This is a genomic window from Flavobacterium rarum (SeqCode) (assembly GCF_965234445.1).
Lineage (GTDB): Bacteria > Bacteroidota > Bacteroidia > Flavobacteriales > Flavobacteriaceae > Flavobacterium > Flavobacterium rarum.
The window spans coordinates 1-24,594 of record NZ_OZ248486.1; the positions used below are offsets into that span (position 1 = coordinate 1).

The 24,594-nt window shown below is 32.1% G+C and carries 31 protein-coding genes; all 31 read left to right on the forward strand.

What is annotated here, in order from left to right:
* The first annotated feature begins 358 nt into the window (after positions 1–358).
* The 31 genes from AC8GF4_RS07010 (at position 359) to AC8GF4_RS07160 (ending at position 24,420) form a co-directional block, all read left to right on the forward strand.
* Positions 359–1,009: an NAD(P)-dependent oxidoreductase gene (locus tag AC8GF4_RS07010; RefSeq protein ID WP_506593534.1), complete on the forward strand. Its 651-nt coding sequence runs from the start codon at positions 359–361 to the stop codon at positions 1,007–1,009.
* Between the two features lie 145 nt (positions 1,010–1,154).
* On the forward strand, positions 1,155–2,237 hold the full coding sequence (locus AC8GF4_RS07015; protein ID WP_506593535.1) for a SphA family protein: 1,083 nt from the start codon (positions 1,155–1,157) through the stop codon (positions 2,235–2,237).
* A gap of 257 nt (positions 2,238–2,494) precedes the next feature.
* Positions 2,495–2,923 carry a nuclear transport factor 2 family protein gene (locus AC8GF4_RS07020; protein WP_506593536.1) on the forward strand — a complete coding sequence of 143 codons (429 nt, stop codon included), beginning with the start codon at positions 2,495–2,497 and terminating at the stop codon, positions 2,921–2,923.
* A gap of 95 nt (positions 2,924–3,018) precedes the next feature.
* A complete protein-coding gene (locus tag AC8GF4_RS07025) occupies positions 3,019–3,885 on the forward strand; it encodes an SDR family oxidoreductase (protein WP_506593537.1) in 867 nt (288 codons plus the stop codon).
* Between the two features lie 65 nt (positions 3,886–3,950).
* Positions 3,951–4,811, forward strand: a complete 861-nt coding sequence (locus AC8GF4_RS07030; RefSeq protein WP_506593538.1) for a pirin family protein — start codon at positions 3,951–3,953, stop codon at positions 4,809–4,811.
* A 47-nt stretch (positions 4,812–4,858) separates the two neighbouring features.
* On the forward strand, positions 4,859–6,391 hold the full coding sequence (locus AC8GF4_RS07035) for a GMC family oxidoreductase (RefSeq protein ID WP_506593539.1): 1,533 nt from the start codon (positions 4,859–4,861) through the stop codon (positions 6,389–6,391).
* Between the two features lie 10 nt (positions 6,392–6,401).
* Complete coding sequence (locus tag AC8GF4_RS07040; protein ID WP_506593540.1) at positions 6,402–6,509, forward strand: hypothetical protein; 108 nt, start codon at positions 6,402–6,404, stop codon at positions 6,507–6,509.
* A gap of 51 nt (positions 6,510–6,560) precedes the next feature.
* Positions 6,561–7,523: an Atu2307/SP_0267 family LLM class monooxygenase gene (locus tag AC8GF4_RS07045; RefSeq protein ID WP_506593541.1), complete on the forward strand. Its 963-nt coding sequence runs from the start codon at positions 6,561–6,563 to the stop codon at positions 7,521–7,523.
* A gap of 383 nt (positions 7,524–7,906) precedes the next feature.
* Entirely contained in the window at positions 7,907–8,488 is a 582-nt protein-coding gene (locus AC8GF4_RS07050) for a Crp/Fnr family transcriptional regulator (protein WP_506593542.1), read from the forward strand.
* A 111-nt stretch (positions 8,489–8,599) separates the two neighbouring features.
* Positions 8,600–9,253 (forward strand): hydrolase, encoded by a 654-nt coding sequence (locus tag AC8GF4_RS07055; RefSeq protein WP_506593543.1) that lies wholly within the window; start codon positions 8,600–8,602, stop codon positions 9,251–9,253.
* Between the two features lie 87 nt (positions 9,254–9,340).
* Positions 9,341–9,697: a hypothetical protein gene (locus tag AC8GF4_RS07060; protein ID WP_506593544.1), complete on the forward strand. Its 357-nt coding sequence runs from the start codon at positions 9,341–9,343 to the stop codon at positions 9,695–9,697.
* 108 nt (positions 9,698–9,805) lie between these two features.
* On the forward strand, positions 9,806–10,681 hold the full coding sequence (locus AC8GF4_RS07065; RefSeq protein WP_506593545.1) for a pirin family protein: 876 nt from the start codon (positions 9,806–9,808) through the stop codon (positions 10,679–10,681).
* Positions 10,682–10,704: 23 nt separating this feature from the next.
* Positions 10,705–11,094 carry a nuclear transport factor 2 family protein gene (locus AC8GF4_RS07070; RefSeq protein ID WP_506593546.1) on the forward strand — a complete coding sequence of 130 codons (390 nt, stop codon included), beginning with the start codon at positions 10,705–10,707 and terminating at the stop codon, positions 11,092–11,094.
* On the forward strand, positions 11,084–11,404 hold the full coding sequence (locus AC8GF4_RS07075) for a MoaF-related domain-containing protein (protein WP_506593547.1): 321 nt from the start codon (positions 11,084–11,086) through the stop codon (positions 11,402–11,404). Before AC8GF4_RS07070 ends, AC8GF4_RS07075 begins: the two co-directional genes overlap by 11 nt.
* A gap of 64 nt (positions 11,405–11,468) precedes the next feature.
* Complete coding sequence (locus tag AC8GF4_RS07080) at positions 11,469–12,668, forward strand: amino acid ABC transporter substrate-binding protein (RefSeq protein WP_506593548.1); 1,200 nt, start codon at positions 11,469–11,471, stop codon at positions 12,666–12,668.
* A gap of 41 nt (positions 12,669–12,709) precedes the next feature.
* Positions 12,710–13,666 (forward strand): hypothetical protein, encoded by a 957-nt coding sequence (locus AC8GF4_RS07085; protein ID WP_506593549.1) that lies wholly within the window; start codon positions 12,710–12,712, stop codon positions 13,664–13,666.
* Between the two features lie 34 nt (positions 13,667–13,700).
* On the forward strand, positions 13,701–14,111 hold the full coding sequence (locus AC8GF4_RS07090) for an OsmC family peroxiredoxin (RefSeq protein WP_506593550.1): 411 nt from the start codon (positions 13,701–13,703) through the stop codon (positions 14,109–14,111).
* Positions 14,112–14,124: 13 nt separating this feature from the next.
* Positions 14,125–15,039, forward strand: coding sequence for an alpha/beta fold hydrolase (locus AC8GF4_RS07095; protein ID WP_506593551.1), 915 nt, complete (start codon positions 14,125–14,127; stop codon positions 15,037–15,039).
* A 152-nt stretch (positions 15,040–15,191) separates the two neighbouring features.
* Positions 15,192–15,722 carry a YceI family protein gene (locus AC8GF4_RS07100; RefSeq protein WP_506593552.1) on the forward strand — a complete coding sequence of 177 codons (531 nt, stop codon included), beginning with the start codon at positions 15,192–15,194 and terminating at the stop codon, positions 15,720–15,722.
* Positions 15,723–15,793: 71 nt separating this feature from the next.
* A complete protein-coding gene (locus AC8GF4_RS07105) occupies positions 15,794–16,654 on the forward strand; it encodes an alpha/beta fold hydrolase (protein ID WP_506593553.1) in 861 nt (286 codons plus the stop codon).
* A gap of 18 nt (positions 16,655–16,672) precedes the next feature.
* Positions 16,673–17,029: a DUF4260 domain-containing protein gene (locus AC8GF4_RS07110; RefSeq protein ID WP_506593554.1), complete on the forward strand. Its 357-nt coding sequence runs from the start codon at positions 16,673–16,675 to the stop codon at positions 17,027–17,029.
* A gap of 47 nt (positions 17,030–17,076) precedes the next feature.
* Positions 17,077–17,481, forward strand: coding sequence for an OsmC family protein (locus tag AC8GF4_RS07115; RefSeq protein ID WP_506593555.1), 405 nt, complete (start codon positions 17,077–17,079; stop codon positions 17,479–17,481).
* A gap of 2 nt (positions 17,482–17,483) precedes the next feature.
* On the forward strand, positions 17,484–17,762 hold the full coding sequence (locus AC8GF4_RS07120; RefSeq protein WP_506593556.1) for a GNAT family N-acetyltransferase: 279 nt from the start codon (positions 17,484–17,486) through the stop codon (positions 17,760–17,762).
* A gap of 19 nt (positions 17,763–17,781) precedes the next feature.
* Entirely contained in the window at positions 17,782–18,318 is a 537-nt protein-coding gene (locus tag AC8GF4_RS07125; protein ID WP_506593557.1) for an NADPH-dependent FMN reductase, read from the forward strand.
* Between the two features lie 3 nt (positions 18,319–18,321).
* Positions 18,322–18,540 carry a (4Fe-4S)-binding protein gene (locus AC8GF4_RS07130; RefSeq protein ID WP_506593558.1) on the forward strand — a complete coding sequence of 73 codons (219 nt, stop codon included), beginning with the start codon at positions 18,322–18,324 and terminating at the stop codon, positions 18,538–18,540.
* A 12-nt stretch (positions 18,541–18,552) separates the two neighbouring features.
* Positions 18,553–19,518 carry a zinc-dependent alcohol dehydrogenase family protein gene (locus AC8GF4_RS07135; RefSeq protein WP_506593559.1) on the forward strand — a complete coding sequence of 322 codons (966 nt, stop codon included), beginning with the start codon at positions 18,553–18,555 and terminating at the stop codon, positions 19,516–19,518.
* Positions 19,519–19,592: 74 nt separating this feature from the next.
* Complete coding sequence (locus AC8GF4_RS07140) at positions 19,593–20,159, forward strand: Crp/Fnr family transcriptional regulator (protein WP_506593560.1); 567 nt, start codon at positions 19,593–19,595, stop codon at positions 20,157–20,159.
* 170 nt (positions 20,160–20,329) lie between these two features.
* Entirely contained in the window at positions 20,330–20,722 is a 393-nt protein-coding gene (locus tag AC8GF4_RS07145; RefSeq protein WP_506593609.1) for a RidA family protein, read from the forward strand.
* A 161-nt stretch (positions 20,723–20,883) separates the two neighbouring features.
* Positions 20,884–21,672 (forward strand): Crp/Fnr family transcriptional regulator, encoded by a 789-nt coding sequence (locus tag AC8GF4_RS07150; RefSeq protein ID WP_506593561.1) that lies wholly within the window; start codon positions 20,884–20,886, stop codon positions 21,670–21,672.
* 265 nt (positions 21,673–21,937) lie between these two features.
* Positions 21,938–22,858, forward strand: a complete 921-nt coding sequence (locus AC8GF4_RS07155; protein ID WP_506593562.1) for a lysophospholipid acyltransferase family protein — start codon at positions 21,938–21,940, stop codon at positions 22,856–22,858.
* A gap of 770 nt (positions 22,859–23,628) precedes the next feature.
* Positions 23,629–24,420 carry an alpha/beta hydrolase gene (locus tag AC8GF4_RS07160; RefSeq protein ID WP_506593563.1) on the forward strand — a complete coding sequence of 264 codons (792 nt, stop codon included), beginning with the start codon at positions 23,629–23,631 and terminating at the stop codon, positions 24,418–24,420.
* Positions 24,421–24,594: the final 174 nt, after the last annotated feature.

The window sequence follows — 24,594 nt, forward strand, 5'->3', positions numbered from 1 at the left end:
AAACTAGAATGGCTTAAACAAAGAACACAAACAAATCATTTTGCGATGAAAGCTCAAATATATTTAGCTGCTCAAAAAGCCGCACATGCAGAATTGGAAATATTGAAAAAACCAAGAAAGGCTGCGTAATTATATTTTAAGAGATGGGGTTTTATGGATTGTAAGTTGTTAACAATGCAAATGTTAAAACGTGAAAATTCGAGGACTTTTTTGCGTAAGATGAGTAAATAAATTTAATGTTTTCCAATAATAGAAAACTGTTGATAAATATCAACAGTTTTTTTTGTCATTTATCTACATTTTAAAGCTTACTTATGATGCAATTTTGAATTCTTAAATAACTTTAAAAACGTAAATCATGAAAATTTTATTAATTGGTGGTACTGGTAACATTGGTCAACGAATTTTAAAAGAAGCACTAGATAAGGGTCACGAAGTAACAGCTGTACAGCGAAAACCAGAAGCTCTAGAACTAAAACATCCTAATTTGACAACAGTCAAAGGTGACGTACTAAATGAAATAGAATTACCATCATTATTTGCAGGTATAGATGTAGTTGTTTCAGCAACATCTCTTTATGCTGGTCTAACAGCAGAACAGTTTAAACAAGCGCATCAAAACCTTATAGATGTCTTGAAAAAACAACCGCAAACAAGAATTATTGCTGTCGGAGGAGCTACTAATAATGAGAATTCAGTGGACATTAAAATGTTAGATGATGCCGAGTTTATGAAACATATTCCTGAAGAAATTAAACCTTCTATTTTTGCACATAATGAAGTACAAGGACTTTATGAAAATTCGGGGCTTGAAAACTGGACTTACTTTAACCCAGCTGCAATGCTTCAAGCAGGTGAACGCACTGGAAAATTCAGGTTAGGAACTACCGCTCTGGTTGTTGATGAAAACGGAGCAAGCAACATTTCATTCGAAGATTATGCGGTTGCATTGGTTGATGAAATCAAAAATCAGCAATTTGTAGGGAAGCCATTTACTATTGGTTATTAAGTAAATCATCATCGAACTTCACGAAATTATGATCAAACCTTACTGTGACTATTAGTAGGTAATGTTCAATCCAATGTAAATAACCGTTAATAAATAGGGCTTATTTAAAACCCAAAAATCACATTAACAAAAACAATGGATTATTATGATTTATACCTCATTTCTAGGAATGACAAGTTCAATAATTTTAAACATAAAAACAAATGTAAATTCTATAAAATCTATGAATAAAAAAGTCTATAATTATTTTGAAACGATACGCTTTTTATTAGTGTCTTTACAGAATATCTTTTATAATAAAATACACCTTTGGTCTATTCTATTCTTGCAAATGATTTACTCTAATAGGGCTTCAGCTCAAGATCCAACCTTGCCTCCAACGAACCTAGGAGCGGTAAATGTATTTGACGGTATGGGAGGTAAACCAGGATTTGTCTATCAGGGATTTGTACAGATATTCCAGACCAATAAAGTCGTCAATGGTCAGGGTCAAGATATACACTCGGATTTGAAAGTAAACTCCATAGTGCAGATAAATCAGATTATCTATCAGACACCGATCAAAGTTTTTGGAGGTATTTTGGGCTTTACAGTAATTATTCCAGTAGTCCAAATCAATGCCTCTAATTCGGGTGGGCCTTCACCTACGGTGAACCCAAATGTACTAGGTGATATAACACAAGGTACAGCGATTCAATGGTCAGAAAAGAAATTATTTGGCAAGCCATTTTCACATCGTTTAGATGTAAATTTTACTCTTCCAATTGGTTCCTATAACGAAAAATACAACATTAATCCCTCTGCTCAGGCTTATACGTTTAGCACGAACCACGCCTTTACCTTAATTTTGAATGATCGTGTCAGCATAAGTGCGAGAAATCAATTCAATTATAATACCCGTATAGTCGGACAAAAAGCTAAAGCTGGGGCTTTTTATAATGGTAATTACTCTATAGATTACGCCATTTTTCCCAATTTTCGCGTCGAGGCTGCAAGTTATTTTTTGGCACAGCTCAATGAGGATAGCTATGATGGCGATAGTGACTATTACCAACAAGAAATGGGTATTAACGACACAAAAGAAAGGGTTTTAGGCTATGGGGCTGGTTTGGCATATTTTACCAAAGGAGGTGCCTTAATAGAATTAAAAGCCTTTTTTGAAACAGCATCTAAAAATCGGGTTGAGGGCTACCGACCGACATTAAGAATTGCTATTCCGCTTAATTAAATAAAATATATTATCATTCGCCAACAGAAATAATTTCTAATGAAGAAATCTCAATCTGACCCCTACCGTTTTTAGAATTAAAAATCAAAGGATAAAAATTCTTTAACTTGATGATACTTGACCTCCCGAAGCAATTCCATAAACAAGAAAACCGTTGATATATATCAACGGTTTTTTTTGTCATTTATCATCGTTTTGGTCTTTATGGCTTATCTAATTTTGTAATAAATTATTAACTAATTAAACATCAAAAAAAAATGGAAAATTCACAAAAAATCACAACAGCAGAATTATTTCGTAACAGCTTAGATAAATTTCTAGCCAAAGACATGAAAGGATTGTCAGAATTTTGGGCTGAAAATGTAGTTGCCGAATTTCCCTTTTCTCCAGAAGGTATGCAGAATAGATTTGAAGGTAAAGAAGCATTTTACAACTACCTAAAAGATTACCCAAGCTTTATTGATGTAAAATCTTTGCCAACCTTAAAAGTATATAGTACTAATGATCCTAATATGGTAATTGCAGAATGGAGTGTATCAGGTGTAGTAATCGGAAACGGAAATCCTTACGAAATGAGCTATGCTACTTTTGTAACTTTTGAAAACGACTTAATTGTAAATTATAAAGAGTATTGGAATCCGCAGGCTTTCCAAAAAGCAATGAGTGGAGGAAGTTTTGAGTCATAATAAAACATCTTAATAAATTTCTATTCTTAATTTGTTTGTAAATAATAATTTGAAATTAAAAATAACTATAAAAATAATGCTAATAACAAAAAGTAATGAGTAACAAGGTTGTTTTGATTACAGGAACAAATAGTGGGTTTGGATGGCTTACCGCAAACAGTTTAGCCGCACTTGGTCATAAAGTTTATGCAACTATGAGGGATGTAAATGGCAAAAACTCAGATAAAGCTAAGGCTCTTTCATTAATAGAAAACATAACCGTTTTAGAGGTGGTTTTGACAGATGAAACAAGTATAAAAAATGCAGTTCAAACCATAATAGAAAATGAAGGAACTATAGATGTATTGGTCAACAATGCTGGAATTACTATGTTCGGAGTTGCTGAGAGTGCTACAGCTGAAGACTTACAGAATGTTTTTGAAGTAAATGTTATCGCACCATGGAGATTAATGAAATTGGTATTACCTTATATGAGAAAAAAATCTGAAGGTTTAATTGTCAATATATCAAGTGGGTTTGGAAGATTTTCATGTCCATTTTTCTCAATTTACAGTGCTTCAAAGTTTGCTATAGAAGGTTTGAGCGAAGCTTCACATTACGAATTAAGACCATTGGGTGTTGATATTGCAATCATTCAGCCTGGAGGTTTCCCTACTGAAATGACACAAAAAATTCAATCTGGTTCTGATTTATCAATCATGGACGATTATAAATTTATGGATAAATATTCTGAAAAAATGTTTAATTCAATGAATCTAATATTCGAAACTGTAAAGCCGAATCCACAAGAAGTTGCAAATGCTGTGGTAAATTTAATTAGTTTGCCAAAAGGTGAAAGACCGTTAAGAACAGTTGTTGACCCAGCTGCAATTGGTGATATAACCAAGACTGCCAATGAAGCCTTAGGTGCAGAATATTCAAAAATTCTGATGGCTTATGGCATGGAAGACCTTTTGATCTAATTAGTTTTGAACAACTCATCTTGTATTTGTGGTAAATAGATAGTTCCATTATAAAATTTTAAACTATGAGAAAACAAATAAGTGTTGCAACCCAAGGAAAAAGAGTGGGTATAAGTCCTTTAAATATTCAACGGATATTCCCCAATAAATATGTTGATGCAGTTGGTCCTTTTGTTTTTTTGGATTACGTAGCTCCTATCATAAAAAAAACTATTGATATTAATGGAATGGGTGCGCATCCTCATAGAGGGATTGCAACATTAACATATATAGTACAAGGTGAGGTAGAACATTTTGATAGTGCAGGAAACACTGGTAAAATATATTCGGGAGGAGTCCAATGGATGAAAGCTGGTAATGGAATAATTCACGATGAAATTATTAATTATGACAGCCAAACTGATAGTAAATACATTTATGGATTTCAGTTTTGGATAAATCTACCAGCAAAAAACAAAGCGGAAAAACCGCAGTACATTGCAATTCAAACAAATGATGTCCCCCGAAAATTCTTATTTGATAATGTTGGTTGGATAAAAGTTGTGGTTGGAAGTTATGAAGAATTAAATTCGATAATTCCAAATTATTCTGAACAGTTTTTGTATCATATTCATTTGTACGCAAAGCAATCCTTTTCAATTAAATTTGAAGATAAAACACAGGTTGCTGCATTTTTACCTACTCAAGATGTAGTGCTCAATAACACTGAATTTAACAATGGAGATTTTGTTGAATTTGATAATAATGCTGGTGAAATTGAATTCAAAAATAATTCTGAAAAAAGTATTGATATCATATTGTTTGGTGGTGAAAAATATACAGAAACAATAGTTGCTGTAGGTCCTTTTGTAATGAATTCGGTTGAAGAAATTGAAATTGCTAATAGAGATTTTCATGCAGGAAAGTATGGAAAAATTGAAATTTAAAATGCTATTGCTACAAAATTTAAAATAATTATTTAAAGTAAAAAAATATGAAAAGTAATAAGAAATTAAACGAAAAATATGACTTTATAATTGTAGGTGGTGGTTCTGCAGGAGCTGTACTGGCTGCACGTCTAACTGAAAAAAGCGACAATAATGTTTTACTCATTGAGGGCGGAAACGCATATCCTGCATGGGGCTATCCGTCTGCAATTTCAAGTGCGAGTAATCCAGGAGGGGACGCAGAACATAACTGGGGATTTCAATCTGAACCAACAACTTACGGAAATAAAATTGATTTGCCACGAGGAAAAGTTTTAGGTGGAAGTTCAGCTATTAATGGCGCAGTTGCACTACGAGCACGTCCAGAAGATTTTAAAAATTGGAATATTCCAGGTTGGTCGTTTGAAGAAATGCTTCCTTATTATAAAAAACTAGAATCTAGTGATTCTGGAGATAAAGAATTACACGGATTTGATGGACCTCTACCAGTCCGACAACTATTAAGAACTGATTTAACTTTTGTTCAAAGAGCATTTGTTGACGCAACAGTTACTATTGGATACAACTTAATCGAGGATTTTGATAGTGCCAATGCTAATGGTGTAGGCCCTTATAGAATGAATGTTGTTAATGGTGTACGTGTAAATACAGGAATGGCATATTTAACCAATGCTGTTAGAGAAAGAAAAAATCTTACCATTGTGTCTAATGCTGTTGTTGATAAAGTAGTTTTTAAAAATAAAAAAGCTATTGGTGTAGCATTAGCAACTGGCGAAGAATTTTTTGCAGAAGAAATAATTCTTTCTGGCGGTACCTATGGTAGTGCGGCGATTTTGCTTCGCTCTGGTATTGGTAATGAAAATGATTTAAATAAATTAGCAATCCCGGTAATAGCAAATCTTCCTGTTGGTAAAAATTTAAAAGATCATCCTTTTCATTATGCTGCTTATGCGATGCATAAAGAAATGGTTGAAACAAAATCGCCTCCTATAGCGGCAAAATTATGGACGTCATCTTCCATATCGAAAGAAAAAGAATTAGATATTCATATTACTGCAACTCACCTTTTTCCAGACGAATGGAGTCCAACACAAATGGGTTTTGTATTAGCAGTAGCCGTTACAACGCCTAAATCAAAAGGAAAAGTTTGGATTGAAACAACTGATCCTAATGTAAACCCGAAGGTAGATTCAAATTATCTAGAAGATGATTTTGACATTTCTAGAATGTTAGAAGGGGCTAAATTAGCCCGAAAGATTGCTACAACAGCACCATTCTCAAATTTTGTACATTCCGAAATTGCTCCTGGTGAAAATGTCGTAACCGATGAAGATTTAATCGAAGCCATTAAAAAAAATGTAGCTACTTACTCCCATCCTACTACTAGTGCTCCAATGGGTGCTATTGATTCTAAAGAAGCAGTGGTCGATTTTGAAGGGAATGTGCACAATATAGAATCTCTTCGTGTTGTCGATGCTTCTATTTTTCCTGACATCATTTCGGTAGCTACAAATATAACTGTGATTGCTGTTGCAGAAAAAATAGCCAATACAATTTTAAAATCTTTAAGTAAAAAATAATCTAAGCAGAATGGTCAACCCAAAGGATATTGCATCAGTAGTAGCATTCCTTGTTAGTTCAGATGGTGCTTGGATTAATGGACAACAAATCATTGCCAATGGTGGTTGTAGAATATAATTTTTTAATAAAATTAATATGGAAATTGGTATAGATAGTTTTGCATCTGCTATGTACGGCAGTACTACCCTAACTGGAATTGATGCTATGGAGCAGTTACTAGACAGAATTGTTATGGCTGATAAGGCAGGATTAGATGTTTATGGCATCGGTGAACACCACAAAAAAGAATTTTTAGATTCTGCTCCAGCTGTAATACTTGCGGCTGCTGCTGCAAGAACAAAACGAATTACTCTTGGTAGTGCTGTTAAAGTTTTAAGTACTGATGACCCTGTTCGCGTATATCAAAGTTTTGCAACACTTGACCTTATTTCTAAAGGTCGGGCAGAATTGGTTGTGGGTCGTGGTTCTGCGATAGAAGCTTATCCATTGTTTGGGTTTGACCTGAAGGATTATGATGCCTTATTTAAAGAAAAATTAGATTTACTGCTTCAAATCAGAGATAATGAATTTGTAACGTGGACGGGTAAATTTAGACCATCTATGGAAAACCAACCTGTATATCCACGAGCGGTTCAGGAAAAAATTCCTATATGGCTTGGTGTAGGTGGCACTCCCGAATCGTTTATAAGAGCAGGTACTTTAGGACTGCCTTTAATGGTGGCGATTATTGGTGGACAAACAGCCCGATTTCGCCCATTAATTGACCTATACAGAGAAGCAGGAAGTCGTGCAGGTTTTGCACCAGAACAACTAAAAGTGGGTTTGCATTCACCTGGCTACGTAGCAATGAGTAATGAAGAAGCTATCGCCAACTATTATCCAGGTTATGCTGAACTTTGGACAAAAGCTGGAAAAGAACGAGGATGGCCTCCAGTAACAAAAGCTGGTTTTGATGCATTAGTGGCACCAAAAGGTTCACTCATTGTGGGTAGTCCCGAACAAGTAGCTGAAAAATTAGTAAGACATAGCGAAGCATTAGGTGGAATTGACCGTTTTACTTTTCAAATGGACAATGCAGGTTTAACACACCATCAATTATTAGCATCTATCTATCGAGTTAATTGGGAATAAGGTAATTCCATATATTAACTCTTAAACTATCTTTTATTAAAGAAGATAATGTGCTCAAATAAATAATAAAATTAGCGATATGAAATGTTTTGCATATCCAATTAACTATACAAGATTGTATTATTTTGATTTAAACGTAAAATCGGAAGTGAAAAATTAAAATTAAGTCTTTTTAAAAGTTATTTAAATATTTGTTTTATAAATTTTGTACATAGTGCTAACATATGGATTTTCAATAGTAACAGTATTTACGTTAAGAAAAATAGAACCAAAAAGGTATTAATTATATAAAAAAACATTAAATTCCAAACACAAAATATATCAAAATGATACAAAACTATTTAAATTAAATTAATAAATTTGTAAATATTTAATTTAAATCTGTGGAATCACTATTCAATTATATAAATAGATACATCACTACTCCTATATCTGAAAGCGATTTTAAGAATATAAGTAGTCATTTGGTTTATAAAAAAATACGAAAAAAACAATATTTTTTAGCCGAAGGTGATGTCTGTAAATATTTTGCTTTTATAATAAAAGGTGCAATGCGAAAATATTATGTAGATGAAAACGGTAAGGAAAATATTGTAAATCTATATATTGAAAATTGGTGGGCTGGAGATCGAGAAAGTTTTATAATGCTTACAACAAGTAAATATTATATAGATGCTTGGGAAGATTGTGAAGTACTACTAATAACGAAAGAAAGTATGTTACAACTTAATTCTGAATCACCTGCCTTTAATGAAATGATGTTAAAAATGGATGAAAGGAATAATATAGCAAATCAAAAGAGAATAACTTCAACAATCAGCTTTTGTGCAGAAAAACGATATTTAGATTTTATAACTAATCATCCACAATTTTTACAGCGTTTTCCACAGCATCTTATTGCTTCCTATCTTGGAATAACCAAAGATACTCTTAGTCGAATACGCAAACAACACCTTAGTAAGTAAGTTAAATCATAGAAAACATAGACAAATGTCTATGTTTTTTTTTGCCATTTAGCTACGTTTTAACCAGTCCATAGCACATAATTTTGACTTATAATTTTAAATCAAAAAGCAATGGAAAAATCTCCTAAAATTGGACTAGAAGGATTACTTCGTCCAGCAGACAGTATTGTGGTACTTATCGACCACCAACCTTATCAAATGGCTAACTTGAATAGTCATGAACCTACAATGATTCTTAATAATACTGTAGGTCTTGCAAAAGCAGCAAAAGCCTTTAATGTTCCAACTATTCTTACTACAGTAATGGAAGAACGTGGAGGATATCTTTTTAAAAGCATTCAAGATGTATTTCCTGAGCAAAAACCTATTAATAGAACTTTTATTAATACGTGGGAAGATCCAAAAGTAACAGACATCGTTAAAGAAAGTGGTCGTAAGCAATTAATTTTAGCTGGCTTATGGACAGAGGTATGCGTAGCTATGCCTGCAATACAAGCACTAGGCGAAGGTTACGAAGTATTTGTTGTATCAGATGCATGCGGAAGTGTAAGTAAAGAAGCGCATGATATGGCGATGCGACGTATGATACAGGTTGGTATAGTTCCAATCAATTGGATGGCAGTTTCTGCAGAATGGCAACGCGATTGGGCTCGTATGGAAACAGCAACTAAATTATCTGAAGTTATTTTAGAACATGGTGGTGCAAGTGGTATTGCTTTAGCGTGGGAATTACAACTTTTAGCTACACCTCCTCCATCACATTAGTCTATTGTCTGAAATTGAATTTTTAATGTAAGCAACATTTTGATATTCATTAAAATGTTGCTTTCATTTAACTTAATTAAATAAATTATGGAAAAGGATTTAACTCGTCTTATGGAAGAAAATTTAGTTAGTGTATGGAACGAAAGAGATGCTAATCAAAGAATAAAAGCAATTCAAAACATCTATACAGCTGACAGTAATTTATATCATGTAGGACATCAAATAAGCGGTCAAAATGCTATTAATGAAAGTGTAAGTAATATTCAAATCAATATACCAAAATCTTTTAATTTTTTCAAACTTAAGCCAGTTACCATCAATAACAATATTGGGAGGCTAATTTGGGGAATGGGCGAAAATAGTGAGTCAATTGTTTCAACGGGTATGGACATTGCCGTTTTTGAAAATGGTAAAATTAAATCCTTGTATGTATTTCTTGAATAAATTAAAATTTTAAATATGAAATCGCCATTAACAAGCCGTTTGCGCAAGCAAACACCAATAAATAAAAGCGATTCTATATATGACCTCTAATAAATAACTTTTACATATATGAAAAAGAAAACTAGTTTTTCAACACAAGGTCAAAGAGCAGATATTGGTGACTTAACAATTTACCGAATCTTAGCAAATAGATATGCTGATGCAGTTGGTCCGTTTGTTTTTTTAGACCATATAACTCCAAAAGTTCATTCGACTTCTATGAATAGCGGAACTGGAGCGCATCCCCATCGAGGAATAGCGACATTAAGCTATATTATAGAAGGAGAAGATGAGCACTTTGATAGTGCAGGAAATTATGCAAAAGTGTATTCCGGAGGAGTTCAATGGATGAAAGCTGGAAATGGAATTATCCATGATGAGACATTAAATATAGATTCTCAAAAAGATAGTAATCGTACACATGCTTTTCAATTTTGGATTAATCTACCTGCAAAAAATAAAGCAGAAAAGCCAGAGTATTTAGCAATTCAAGGTGATGAAGTTCCGCAAAAAAAATTACCAAATGATAGTGGTTGGATAAAAGTAATTGCTGGCAGTTATGAGGATTTAAAATCTATAATACCAAATTATTCAGTTCAATTTTTATATCACTTTCAAGTTAATGCAGGAAAAAAATTCACCATTTCCATTGATGAAAAAATAGAGGTTGCTGCTTTCTTACCTACTAAGGGTGCAAAACTTAATGATTCCGAATTTCAAGCAGGAGACTTTATTGAATTTGACAGAAACGCAGGCGAAATAGTGATGGTAAACAATTCTTATGAAGTAATTGATATTATTCTATTTGGAGGAGAGCAATACACAGAACCAATAGTGGCTGAAGGTCCATTTGTAATGAATAGTACAGCTGAAATAGCAGATGCTTACCGCGATTTTTATGCTGGTAAATATGGTAAAATAAATGACCAAAAAGGAAAAGTATAAATTAAAATAAAAAGTAAAATAAGATGAAAAATAAAGAAATCGTATTGAAAGCAATGAATGAATTGTTTCGTCAGAAAGACAGTACAGCTATCGAACGTTATTGGCATGAATCATATCAACAACATAACCCATCTATGATAAATGGTCATGAAGGGCTGAGAAAACTTTTACCTTTTTTAGATGCTAATTTTAATTGGGAACCAGGTATAATTGTGGAAGAGAATAATATTGTGATTACTCATAGTCTTGTTCATGGCTGGGGACCAGTACCAGTTATAGTAGTCGATATTTTCAGGCTTGAAGACGGAAAAATAGCAGAACACTGGGATGTAGTACAAGAAGAAACTCCAGAATCAAAATCTGCAAATGGTAATTCAATGACATCTTTTAATCTATCAAAAAATGAAAAATAAGTTAATTGGCAATAGATATATAATGGATGTGGGTGTACTAAAAACTGAACTTTTCTTCGAATCAGAAGAATCGATGGTTTTTACAGTTATAGATGGAGGTTCTTTAACTAAAAAGGGGTATTCAGAAAGAGTGGAAACTACTACCGTTGAAATTCGTCCTAATGTATATATGGTTGCATGGAAAGAAATTTCTGATGCTACGGTAACGCATGTAGAAGACCATGAAAATGGGATTATTTATAGTAATGCAACATTGCCCGATGGTAGTTTCTATACAATGAAAGGGACAATAGCTCCAACCCGAAATTAACCGTAAACATGTTCCTTTAATAGAATATCACCAAAACGTAAATCAAAATTTAATTTACATTATCATGAATACAAATTTAAAAGAAACAAATGACACCATCCGCATTGGTTACAGTCTTTCTCTTACTGGACCTGTAGCTGAGAACACAAAAGCAGCAAGGCTAGCGCACCAAATTTGGGAAGCAGATGTAAATAGCAGAGGTGGATTACTTGGAAGAAGAGTAGAACTTATATGTATTGATGATTTTGGCGATGCCGCAAAAGTCCCTACTATTTATACTGACCTTATAGAAAATCTTAATGTAGAATTGGTTATTGGCGGTTATGGTACAAATACTATTGCTGCTTCCTTACCTGTGATTATAAAACGGAAGCGATTCCTTATTGGTCTTATGGGCTTAGGGGTAAATGGGCAACTAAAATACCCTAATTATTTTGCAATGATACCTACGGGGCCTAAACCTAATTCAGCATTAACAGAAGGTTTTTTTGAGCTTGCAGCTTCGCAAAATCCAAAACCGTTAACGGTAACCGTACTTTCTGCTGATGCCGAGTTTTCTCGTAACCCAGTTATTGGAGCAAGGGAGAATGCAGCTAAATATGGGATGCAAATCATTCATGAGGAAACCTACCCACTATCTACAGAAGATTTCACGCCAATAATTAACAGAATAAAAACTATTAATGCAGATATATTTTTCATTTGCTCTTATTTGAAAGATTCAATTGGACTTGTTCGTGCTATTCACAATAGTTATTATAGCCCTAAAATGGTGGGCGGTGCTATGATTGGTCCACAGAGTGCATCAGTAAAAACCGAACTAGGTCCGCTTTTAAACGGTTTCATTAACTATGAGTATTGGATGCCTGTTCCAAAAATGAATTTTCCAGGTGTTTCGGAAATGTTAGCCAAGTATCAGGAAAAGGCTTTGGCTGAAAATGTAGATGCTCTTGGTTTTTACGTGGCTCCTTTGGCATATTCCCAAATGCAGGTATTGGAACAAGCTGTTAATGAAACCGCTAGCTTAGATGATGAAATTCTTTCAGAATATTGCCGTTCTAACACTTTTGAAACAGTAATTGGTACGGTACGCTTTGGTAAAGGTGGTGAGTGGGTTGAACCTCGTGTTGTACAAATACAATTTCAAAATGTCCTCAATAATGAAATTGATACATTCAAGGATAGCCGAGTGCATGTCGTGGTCTCGCCTGCTGAATACACTTCTGGCTCTCTAATTTATCCATATGCTAAAAATAAAAAGTAAGTGGCAATTTTAAATCTATAAGTCAACAAAAAAATATTACTATGATTAATTTAAATTTTATACTAACATTTTTGATAGTTTCTAACATTTCGCTGGCTCAAAACATCGAAAAATCTATTGTTAGCAATCAATTTCAATTGGCGGGTGATAGCATTACTTTTCCCTTGACGATTGTTAATGCTTTTCCGTTTATTTCTGGAGAAATCAACGGCGTTAAAGGGAAATTTCTGTTTGATACTGGGCACCAAGGAGCATTAGATGTCAACAATAATGTCGTTCCACTTCTCTCACAAAAAGAGAAAGGTAATGGTTTTGTGGCGAGTGGACAAAAATTTAAAAATTATACTAATGAAAGTATTGAAGAAGTACGTTTAGCTAATGGCTTGCATTTTCAAAACCTCAAACAAATTCCTAGCGCTAATTATGATTTTTTACAAAATAACATAACTCCTGACTGTATAGGATATATAGGATATAATTTTTTCAAGGGATATATTTTCAAATTAGATTACACTAAAAGAAAACTTAGTTTTTATAAAAGTACTCCGGAAAGAGAATCTTCAAAAGACTTTTTAAAAAACGAAAAAATAGTAGCAATTATAGACTTCGAAACTAGAAATCGCCCCAATATTCCAATGATAAAAGCAAAAGTTGACGATGTTGAAATATTAGGACTCTTTGATACAGGCGGTTCTTACGGGCTTCTCGATTTTTCAGATAAAGAGGCTGAAAAGCTCTTGAAGAAAAAATATCTTAAAGACTATGGGAAAGATGGTTACGATGAAGATTTATTTGTTTTGAATAATGTAGCTGTAAATAATCAATTAACCACAGATTTCACGGGTATTCATACAATTGACAAAAGTAAAAGCATTCAGTTTAAAAAAGCTACAGGAGTAATTGAAGATAACATTTTAATCTTGGCTTATCGATTTTTGGCAAAATATAAAACAGTATGGGATTACGAACATAAAAAAATTTATGTTTTAGAATACTAACAAAAGATTTAAAACTAATTTAAATAACTATAACATGAAAAGAAACGCAACAGCCGTATGGAACGGCACAATTAAAGAAGGTAAAGGTCATTTAACCTCACAAAGCGGAGTTTTAAGACAAACACCTTACACTTTTGTATCTCGTTTTGAAAATGGAACAGATACTAATCCTGAAGAACTTATGGCAGCAGCTCATGCTGGTTGTTTTACTATGAAATTGACTGCCGAGCTTACAGCCGCAGGATTCAACCCTGATGAACTGACGACTACAGCAACAATCACATTAGACAATGGTGTTATCACAAAATCTGACTTAGTTTTGAATGCAAAAATCACTGGAATTACAGAAGAAGAATTCCAAAGAATTGCAAAATTGGCAGAAGAAACATGTCCAGTAAGCAATGCTTACAAATTAGAAATTACCTTAAATGCATCTTTAATTTAAAATAAATAATAAAATGAAAACTTTAAAAACCCTAATTGTAGCTCTAGTAATATCTTTAATTACAGCCAATATGACAGCACAAAATAGTGTAACCTCTTTAGCAAGAGAAGAATACATTACAGTTGAAAAAAATGTAAAATTACATGTTACAGATTTAGGTCAAACTCAAAGTGTACCAGTTGTTTTGATACACGGATGGCCTTTAAGTGATGCTATGTACGAGTATCAATATCAATTTTTAGTCGACAAAGGATTCAGAGTAATAGGTATTACTTTGCGTGGTTTTGGAAAATCTGACAAACCTTATGGGGCATATAATTATGATGTATATGCACAAGATATTAAAGCGGTTTTAGATAAGTTAGATGTAAAAGGTGCAATATTAGGAGGTTTTTCAATGGGTGGAGCAATAGCAATACAATATGTGGCAAAATATAATGCTTCAAGAGTTAGTAAACTTGCTTTGTTTGGTGCTGCAGCTCCTGTATGGACCAAGCGCAATGACTACAATTACGGTTTTGCTAAAGAAGATGTTAATGGTCTTATAGAATTAAGCAAAAACAACAGACCACAACTTTTAGAAAATTTCGGAAAAATATTTGGAGCTTCTGAAACTGCTGTGCCTACAGGTATTGCTAACTGGTTAGGAGGTATAAATTTAGAAGCATCACCTTATGCAACTACCCAAAGTTTAATTGCATTGAGGGATACAGATTTAAGAGGTGAACTTTCTAAAATTAATATACCGACAGCGATTTTTCATGGTACAAAAGATGTTATTTGTGAATTTGCTTTAGCTGAACAGATGCATAGTGGAATAAAGAATTCTTACATCGTGAAATTTGAAAAAAGTGGTCATGGTTTATTTATTGAAGAACTAGAAAAATTTAATAATGAATTACTAAGCTTTATTAAAAGGAGAAATTAATAAATATAGATGCTTCAAAAATATTGATCTTTAAACGAGGAATCGCAAATCTTTGTTGGTTACAGCGTTTCCTCACTTTTAGTTTCCCTGGTTATTCACTTTTAAACGTATGTGAATTTATAATCAAAAAAAACAACAAAATATTTAAAAAAATGGCAAAATCTAATTGGTCAATAGACCCAACTCATTCAGAAATAGGCTTTAAAGTTAAGCACATGATGTTTACAAATGTATCTGGCAAGTTTAATGCTTTTAAAGCTACTATTGAAAATGAAGATGACAACTTCGAAACGTCAATAATTAATTTTACAGCAGAAACTTCTTCAATCGATACAAATAATACGGATCGAGACAATCATTTAAAAAGTGATGAGTTTTTTGATGCTGATAATTTCCCAAAACTTGCTTTTGTTTCTACTTCAATAAAAAAAATAAATGAGAATATATTTGTGATTTTTGGTGATGTAACAATAAAAGGAGTTACGCGAAATATTCAACTTGAATCAGAATATAGCGGGTTAATGACTGACCCATGGGGTAACACTAAAGCGGGTTTATCAATAATTGGAAAAATAAACAGAAAAGATTTTGGTTTAACTTGGAATGCTGCATTAGAAACCGGTGGTGTTTTACTTGGTGAAGAAATCAAATTGCATATTGAAATTCAATTAATTAAGCAATAATTAAAATGGTTGATCATAGTTAATTAAAAAATACTTAAATCAACTAATTTTTATAAACATAAAGTCAAAAAATGGAACAAGTAAAGTACAAATCATTAGAAGTTAATGGTGTAAATATTGCATATCGCGAAGCAGGAAATAGTAAAAACCAAGCATTAGTATTGTTACACGGTTACCCATCATCTTCTCATCAATACAGAAAGGTATTAGATCAACTTTCTGATGAGTTTTATTTAATTGCGCCTGATTACCCTGGATTTGGAAATAGTGAATTTCCCTCTCCAGAAGAAGACTATGAATACACTTTTGATAACATTGCGAAAACAATAAACGCATTTTTAGAACTTAAGAACATTAATTCTTATGCGATAATGATGCAAGATTATGGAGCTCCTATCGGATTTAGAATTGCTGTAGCAAATCCTAAAAGAATAACTGCGATAATTACTCAAAACGGAAATGCCTATGAAGAAGGCATCGGAGATGCTTGGGCAAGTATAAAAGATTTTTGGGCTAATCGTAATGAGAAAACTGAAAACACGTTACTGCCAGCTTTTACATTGGAAGGATTGAAGTGGCAATATACACACGGAACTCGAAATCCTGAAATGGTAAATCCTGATACTTGGCATTTAGATTTCCTTAGAATGAATAGACCTAATGCCCACAAGGTTAATTTAGATTTATGGTACGATTATAAAAACAATTTAAAGCAATATCCAAAATGGCAACAATATTTGCGTGAAAATCAGCCAAAACTGTTAGTTGTTTGGGGTAAAAACGATGAGTATTTTCCTGAAAGTGGCGCCAAAGCTTTCAAAAAAGACGTTAAAAATGTAGACTATAATATTTATGATACCGGTCATTTCGCTTTGGAAGAAGACGGTTTTGAAATCATAAGTAAGATCAGAACATTTATGAAAACTGTATAATATTAAAAAAATAAAATAATGAAAAACATATTAAAATTAGAAGAATTAGGTCAACTTCTACTATCAATATTATTATTTAATAATTTAGAATATTCGTTGTGGATATATATGGCTTGTTTTTTATTACCTGATTTATCAATGGTTGGGTATTTAATAAATTCTAAAATAGGTGCTTTGTTTTACAACATATTTCACCATAAACTAATAGCTGTTTTTATTTATTTCATTGGAATTTATTTGAATATCTCATTGCTTGTGCTTGCAGGAATCATATTATTTGGACATTCAGCCTTTGATAGATTTTTTGGTTTTGGTTTAAAATTCAATGATGATTTTAAAAACACACATTTAGGATGGATAGGAAAAAAACAATAATTTTTATCGAAAACCACAAATTATTTATAATTAAAAATTAAAGAAAAGTGGAATCAAAAAAAGTAATTTCAAGTGTTAGTGGCGAAATCAATAATACTAATTTTCAATCAAAAATTATTTGGAGAAATGGTGAGTTTCTAATGGACGAACCTATAAATATAGGCGGTAATGATTCAGCCCCGGATCCTTATTCTACTTTACTTGCTGCATTGGCAGGTTGCACTTTGGCAACAATAAAACTATACTCAAAAAGAAAAAATTGGACTTTTAAAGAAATTCGAATAAATATAGATTTATGTACCGGAGAAAATAATGAAACGTTAATTGAAAGGGAAATTTATTTTAGTGATGATATCAGTGATTTTCAAAGAGAAAGATTATTATTTATTGCAAAAAAGTGTCCTGTTTCTAAAATATTAGAAAATAATATAATCATAAATACAACAATATAATTATGGAAATACTACAAAAAGACGATAGCAAAAAAGGAATGTTTTATATCGAGCAAGATAAAAGGTTATTAGCAGAAATGACTTATGTGTGGGCAGGTACAGATAGAATAATTATTGACCACACATTGGTAAGTCCAGCATTGGCAGGTAAAGGTGCTGGTAAACAAATGGTATCAAAAGCGGTTGAATTTGCAAGGTCAAAAAATATTAAAATTATTCCATTATGTCCGTTTGCAAAATCAGTTTTTGATAAAGTTCAAGAGTTTAAAGATGTTTTATAAACAATTAATATAGCAATAAATGAAAATATTAGGATTTGCTGGCAGTAACAGCACTACGTCAATAAATAAGAAGTTAGTCACTTATGCTACAACTTTTTTTAAAACGGCTGCAATAAACATTTTAGACTTAAACGATTTTGAAATGCCTATTTATAGTGTTGAATTGGAAAAATCTATGGGAATTCCAAGTGAAGCAAAAATATTTGCAGCTCATATTGATTCTTCAGATTTTTTAATCATTTCATTAGCAGAGCATAATGGAGCCTATTCTGCTGCTTTTAAAAATATTTTTGATTGGATTTCAAGAATTCCGAACAGAAAAGCTTTTGGAGAAAAACACATGTTATTAATGGCAACCTCACCAGGTCCTCGTGGAGGATTGACTGTATTGGAAATCGCTAAAAACAGATTTCAATATAGTGGCGGTATTATTGCTGAGACGTTTCATTTACCAAGTTTTAATGAAAATTTTGTAGAAACTAAAGGTATAATTAGTAAATTCTTATTACAACAATTGCAACAAAAAATTGAGGAAATAAAAAATCAAATTCAATAAAAAATGGACTTAAAAAACATAAAAAAAGAATACACTAATGGTGAAATAACTGTAGTTTGGCAATCGAGTAAATGCACTCATTCAGCCAATTGCGTAAGAAATTTAGCTTTAGTATTCCAGCCTCAATCTCAACCTTGGATAAAAATCACTAACGCAAATAGCGAAGAAATAACAAATGCTGTTTCGAAATGCCCTTCAGGAGCTTTAAGTATAAAAAAATAAAAAAATTAAATTATGAAAGCAGCAATATTAAAAGAGTTTGGGTCTGTAGACAAGTTCGAAATTGTAGAAATACCAACACCTAAACCTGGTTTTAGGGAAGTTTTAGTTAAGGTATTTGCAACTTCCATAAACCCTCTGGATTTCCAAGTACGTCGCGGAGATTATAAAAACGAATTGGAATTGCCTGTGATTACAGGTCACGATGTATCCGGACAAATAGTAGAGCTTGGTTCTGGAGTAGAAAATTTCAAAATCGGAGATGAAGTATATTATACGCCAGAGATTTTTAAAGGGCAAGGAAGTTATGCACAGTATCATTGTGCTCACGAGTCTATCATTGGTCTAAAGCCCAAAAACATTAGTCACTTAGAAGCAGCAACGCTTCCTTTAGCAGCAGGTACTGCGTGGGAAATGCTAGTTACAAGAGCACAACTTAAAATAAACCAGTCTATTTTGATTCACGGTGGTGCTGGTGGTGTGGGAATACCAACTATTCAAATTGCAAAGGCTATGGGGGCGATTGTGTATACAACTGCACGAAAAGTACATCATCAATTTCTTATTGAACTAGGAGCTGATTATGTGATAGATTACGAAAATGAAAATTACATAAGTGTAATTCAGCAATTGACAGACAATAAAGGAGTTGATGTAATAATTGATACTATTGGCGGAAATACGCTGTCTGATAGCGGTAAAATTCTCAGTCAAACGGGACAAGTAGTTACATTAGTTGACATCGAAAAACCTCAAAATCTTATTGAAGCTTGGGGGAAAAATGCCACTTATCATTTTGTATTTACTCGCCAGAATAGAAATAAACTAGATGAATTAACTCTATTAGTGGAAAATAACAAATTAAAGCCAATTTTAAATAAAGTATTTCCATTATCAGAAATAGGTCAAGCGCACAGTTTACTGGAAACTAAAGCTGGTAATAAAGATTTTTATGGTAAAATTGGAATAGAAATAGACTAAAACTTAATTAGAAGAATAAGTAAAAATTTACAAATTAGATCCAGTACAGTATTCATTTTGACAACTTGTAAAATATGAAGCAATTATTTAGATCGCATTTAGAAAAAATAGTAACATTAACTGATGATGAGTTTGAATATGTAATGTCACATTTTTCATTGATGAATTTTAAAAAGCGTGATTTTTTAATTACCGAAGGTAAAGAAGTAAAAAACGTCTTTTGGGTTGTATCTGGGCTTTTAAAACTTGACTATGAAGATGATTTGGGTAAACAGCACGTTATTGCTTTTGCAATGGAAGATTGGTGGGAAGCAGACTTTTTCGCATTTTTTAACCAAAGTAAAGCAACAATGTCTTTACAAGCTCTTGAAGACACTCAAGTGTTATGTTTGACTCTTGATAATTACAATACTTTACGTAAGGACTTTCACAAAATGACTTACTTCTTTCTGGAGAAAGCAAATAAGGGACATATTAGCTCTCAGCAAAGGATATTGGAACTAATTAGCACCAATGCCAAAGAACGTTATGATAAGCTACTAAAACGTTATCCAATACTTCTTCAGCGTGCTTCTCATACTCTCATTGCCTCTTACTTGGGGGTAACTAGAGAGACATTAAGTAGACTTTCTGAAAAGTAAAATACATTAAAAATAATTGTGAGGTTTGTCACGAAAAATAAGTTCTTCTTTTTTCGAAATTTGTTTCAAATATTTAAAAACATAACCTTATGAAAAGAGTTGCTAAAATTTTTGTACTTACATTATTAACTGTTGCGCCTGTTGCTGCGCAAATTAAAAAAGAAAAACAAATGGAAAAGAGAGAATTCAGTCCGTGGAAATGGCAGGATAATCTAAGTTATGTCCAAGCTGTTGAAGTAAAAAATGTACAGAGTACATTGTATGTTTCTGGTCAGGCTGCTGTGCACAGCGATGGTACATCAAGTAATGCTGATATGCGTACCCAACTTGCATTAGCAATACAAAACTTAGAAAAAGTGATTACTGAAGCTGGCTATGAACCTAAAAATATTGTTAGACTTACTGTTTACTCAACTTCGTCTGACGAGTTTATTAAAAACTGTTTTGACTTATTCCAAGATTTTGTTGCAAAGCACGGAATGAAACAAACAGTTACTCTTTTACAAGTTGTTGCATTATACGAAACACTAAATATAGAGTTGGAAGCAACAGTTGTAAAATAATTTAAAGAGTTTTTACAAAGCTATCAATATTCACAATTCGAAATAATTTTAATTAAAATACAATAAGTTCATATACTGATCAATAAACTGTTAATAAATAATGTAAATCTTACATACCTTTTTCAGGGAAAAACAAATTATGGAAAAACTAAGAAAACATATTGAAGAAATTATACCTAATTAGCGATCAAGAATTTGAATCTATTAAACATTTTTTCACTATTAGAAAGGTATTAAAGAATCAATATTTAATTCAGCAAGGAGATGAAGCTAAATACGAATACATCATTATGAGCGGTATTTTCAGAGTTTTTTATTTGGATGAAAACGGAAAAGAGCACATCGAACAATTTGCAACTGAAAACTGGTGGATGTCTGATTATATTATCTACTTATATAATTATCAAGCGAATAAGTATGTTTTATGCATGGAACAAGGAGACGTTTTACAACTCAATTTACTAAATAGAGAAGTCTTTATAGCAATATGGATAGCCCTTTTCGGTGTATTATCATTGTATTTAATAGGAAAAATAACTTTGCCACACGATAGCCCATTACCTTTTATTTCTATTGGAAGACTATTATTTGGATTGACAATAGTGTCATTTACAATTTCTATGATACCTGGATTTTGGGGAGTTCCACTAAAATTAATTGAGGCATTTCCTCCACCTTTAAAATATTTAGAATCTCCATTCGTAATAGGAACTCCCAAAACAAATATAGCATCAATTAGCCTTCCTTCTGGTGCAAATATTGGAGTACATGTCATTACCGCTTTTAATAATTATAAAAAAGGTTTGGCTTATCCCAAAAAAGTAAATAAACCAATTATGCTCGATTTTACAGGAAACGCTTGTGTAAATTGTCGCGAAATGGAAAATAATGTTTGGTCAGATGGAATAATTTTAAAAATTTTAAAGCAAGATGTTGTATTAATCTCATGATATGTAGATGACAAATGAGATTTACCAAAAAACCAAAATTTAATTTCAAAAACTACAGGTTCCTATATAGAAACAATTGGGGATAAATGGACAAATTTTATGATTCCCAAATATAAAACCAATACGCAACCTTAATATGTCTTTTAAGATTTAAAGGGGGAACTCCTTGAATTCACAAACACCTACAATAAGTTATACCAGCATTTCAGAATATGAAGCTTGGCTAAAAAACGGACTTAATAATTTTAAATAAAATATACGCTAAATGATTTCCTTCTTACTTTACCTTATTTCACTAATTCCGTTACCAATTTTATATCTTTTTTCTGATTTTAGTGCTTATTTACTTTATCATGTTTTCAAATATCGAAGAATTGTAGTTTCAGAAAACATTAAAAATTCATTTCCAAATTTAACAGATTTTGAAAGAATTTGTATCGAAAAAAAATTCTACAAAAACTTCAGTGATAGTTTTATTGAAACAATAAAATTACTTTCCATTTCAGAAAAAAAATTACAATCTCATATTACTGCTGACTATTCCGAACTTGAAAAAATACTCTCCAAAAATCAAAATTGTCATATCTATTTAGGGCATCAATTCAATTGGGAATGGGCAAATGCACACATTGCATCTGTACTTCAAAATACAAACATTGTTTCAGTTTACAAACCTTTAAGAAATAAATCAGCAAATGATTTAATTTTAAAAATAAGAAGTCGTTTTGGTACGAAAATGGTTTCTTCTAAAAATATGAAAAAAGAGATGTTATCTTTCACAGACCAAAAACATGTTTTAATTTTGGTGGCAGACCAAAACCCAAATATTCCTCAAAAAAGCTTTTGGACTTCATTTCTAAATCAAAGAACTGCTTTTTTGAGTGGAACTGAACTAAATACGGCACATCACAAAACGCCAAGTCTTTTTGCCAACATAATTCGAGTAAAAAGAGGACATTATAAATTAGAAGTAACACCTTTTTTTGACTTCTCTAAAACCTATGAAATAGGTTTAATTACGAATATTTTTACCAAAAAACTAGAGAATGCAATCATTGTAGATCCTCAAAATTATCTCTGGAGTCATAAACGCTGGAAACATAAGTACAAAAACGAATATCAAAAACGATGGATTAACAATACAAAAGAGAACCTATTAATAAATGAAAGAGTGAACAGCATATAAAGAAAGTCAGCAAAGACCTATCATAATTTGTATTGTTTCTATTATTGGGTTTTTTCTTTTTTTTAAGTCATAGTATACAGTTTTATAATATAATGAATTATATGGAAACATTGAAATATTTTACACATTTTCATACTAAATTTTAAAATATATTTAGAAATTTTGTATTAAAACTAGTTATGGCAATAAAAAACTATCACAACAACGAAAAAATTAAAATTTAAAAAGACATTAAATCATTTATTATTGAGGATGATGAAATAGTAAAATCAATATCATATTGAAATCAGATATTAGAGTAACCTCCTGTGAAAACTGTTATGATTTAATTAATGAGAAACAATTGCCGATGCGATTTTAGATCAGATAATTCAATCAAAAATATAGATATGAATCCAGAATTTTAAAAAACCATAAAAATTAGTCTACTTTAAACAACATAATACACTATTCAAAAAAAGACAAACATTATTTCGAATTGAGTGAAGCTCTTTTACTTCAATATGTGGTTAAGCATTATTTTGTTAAGAGTTGATTTTAGATTGCATTAATCCAGTTTACTATACTTTAAAAATACTATTTACTTTATTTCGTTGAAAACATTGTATAACCTTCGACATTTCGCTAACCTACAACAAATTAAAAGTAAACAAAACACTGATTTTTAACCACATAATACAAAGGCACAATAATTGTTATATCATCCAAAGTTAGCATCTAAAGTAGAGGCAACTTAAATAAATTAAAATAATCATTTAAAAAGAAAAAAAATGAAAAATGTAGCACATTTAAAAAATGAGAAAAGTACAATTACAAAAGTACTTATGGCAATCTTACTACTGTTTATGTTAACAACTACTGTATTTGCTCAAAAACAAGTTAAAAATATCGTGTTGGTTCATGGTGCTTTTGCTGATGGCTCTGGTTGGGAAGCTACTTATAACCTTCTAAAAAAGAAAGGATTTAATGTTAGTATTGTAGCTAATCCAAACACTTCATTTGCTGAGGATGTTGCAGCAACTAAACGCACAATTGATCGCATAGATGGACCAATATTGCTTGTTGGACATTCGTATGGTGGCGCAATCATTACTGAAGCTGGAAACTCAGAAAAAGTTGTAGGACTGGTTTACATTGCAGCATTTGTTCCAGACCAAGGCGAAACATTATTGCAGTTACTACAAGCTGGGCCTCCTGCTCAAAACTCTGGAATTGAAGCTCCATCTGCTGACGGATTTGTTTGGTATAATAAAGCCAAATTCCGTTCGGGCTTTTGTGCCGATGTTAGCAAAGAAAAGGCTGATTTTATGTATGACTCACAAGTTCCTGTATCTGCTTCAGTTTTTGGAGCTTCAGTTAGCAAAGCAGCATGGAAAACAAGACCTACTTGGTATATTCTAGGAACTGATGACCAAACAATTCCTGCAGTTGGGGCAAGATTTATGGCAAAAAGAGCCAATGCAAAACTAATTGAAATAAAATCGAGTCACGTAATATATCTGTCACATCCGAAAGAAGTTGCTGATGTAATTGAAACCGCAGCAAAAGGAAGCTCTAAATAATTTATTAAATTCATATTACTTTTAAGGGATTTTATTCAAATTTGAAGAAAATGAACATTATAGTAACCGTAATTGACTTTAGAGAGTACTATTAAAATAGTAGCGTATTTTAGAAATGGTAACCCATAGGTGTAATTTTAAAAAATAACACCTATTGGGTCATCATTATAAATT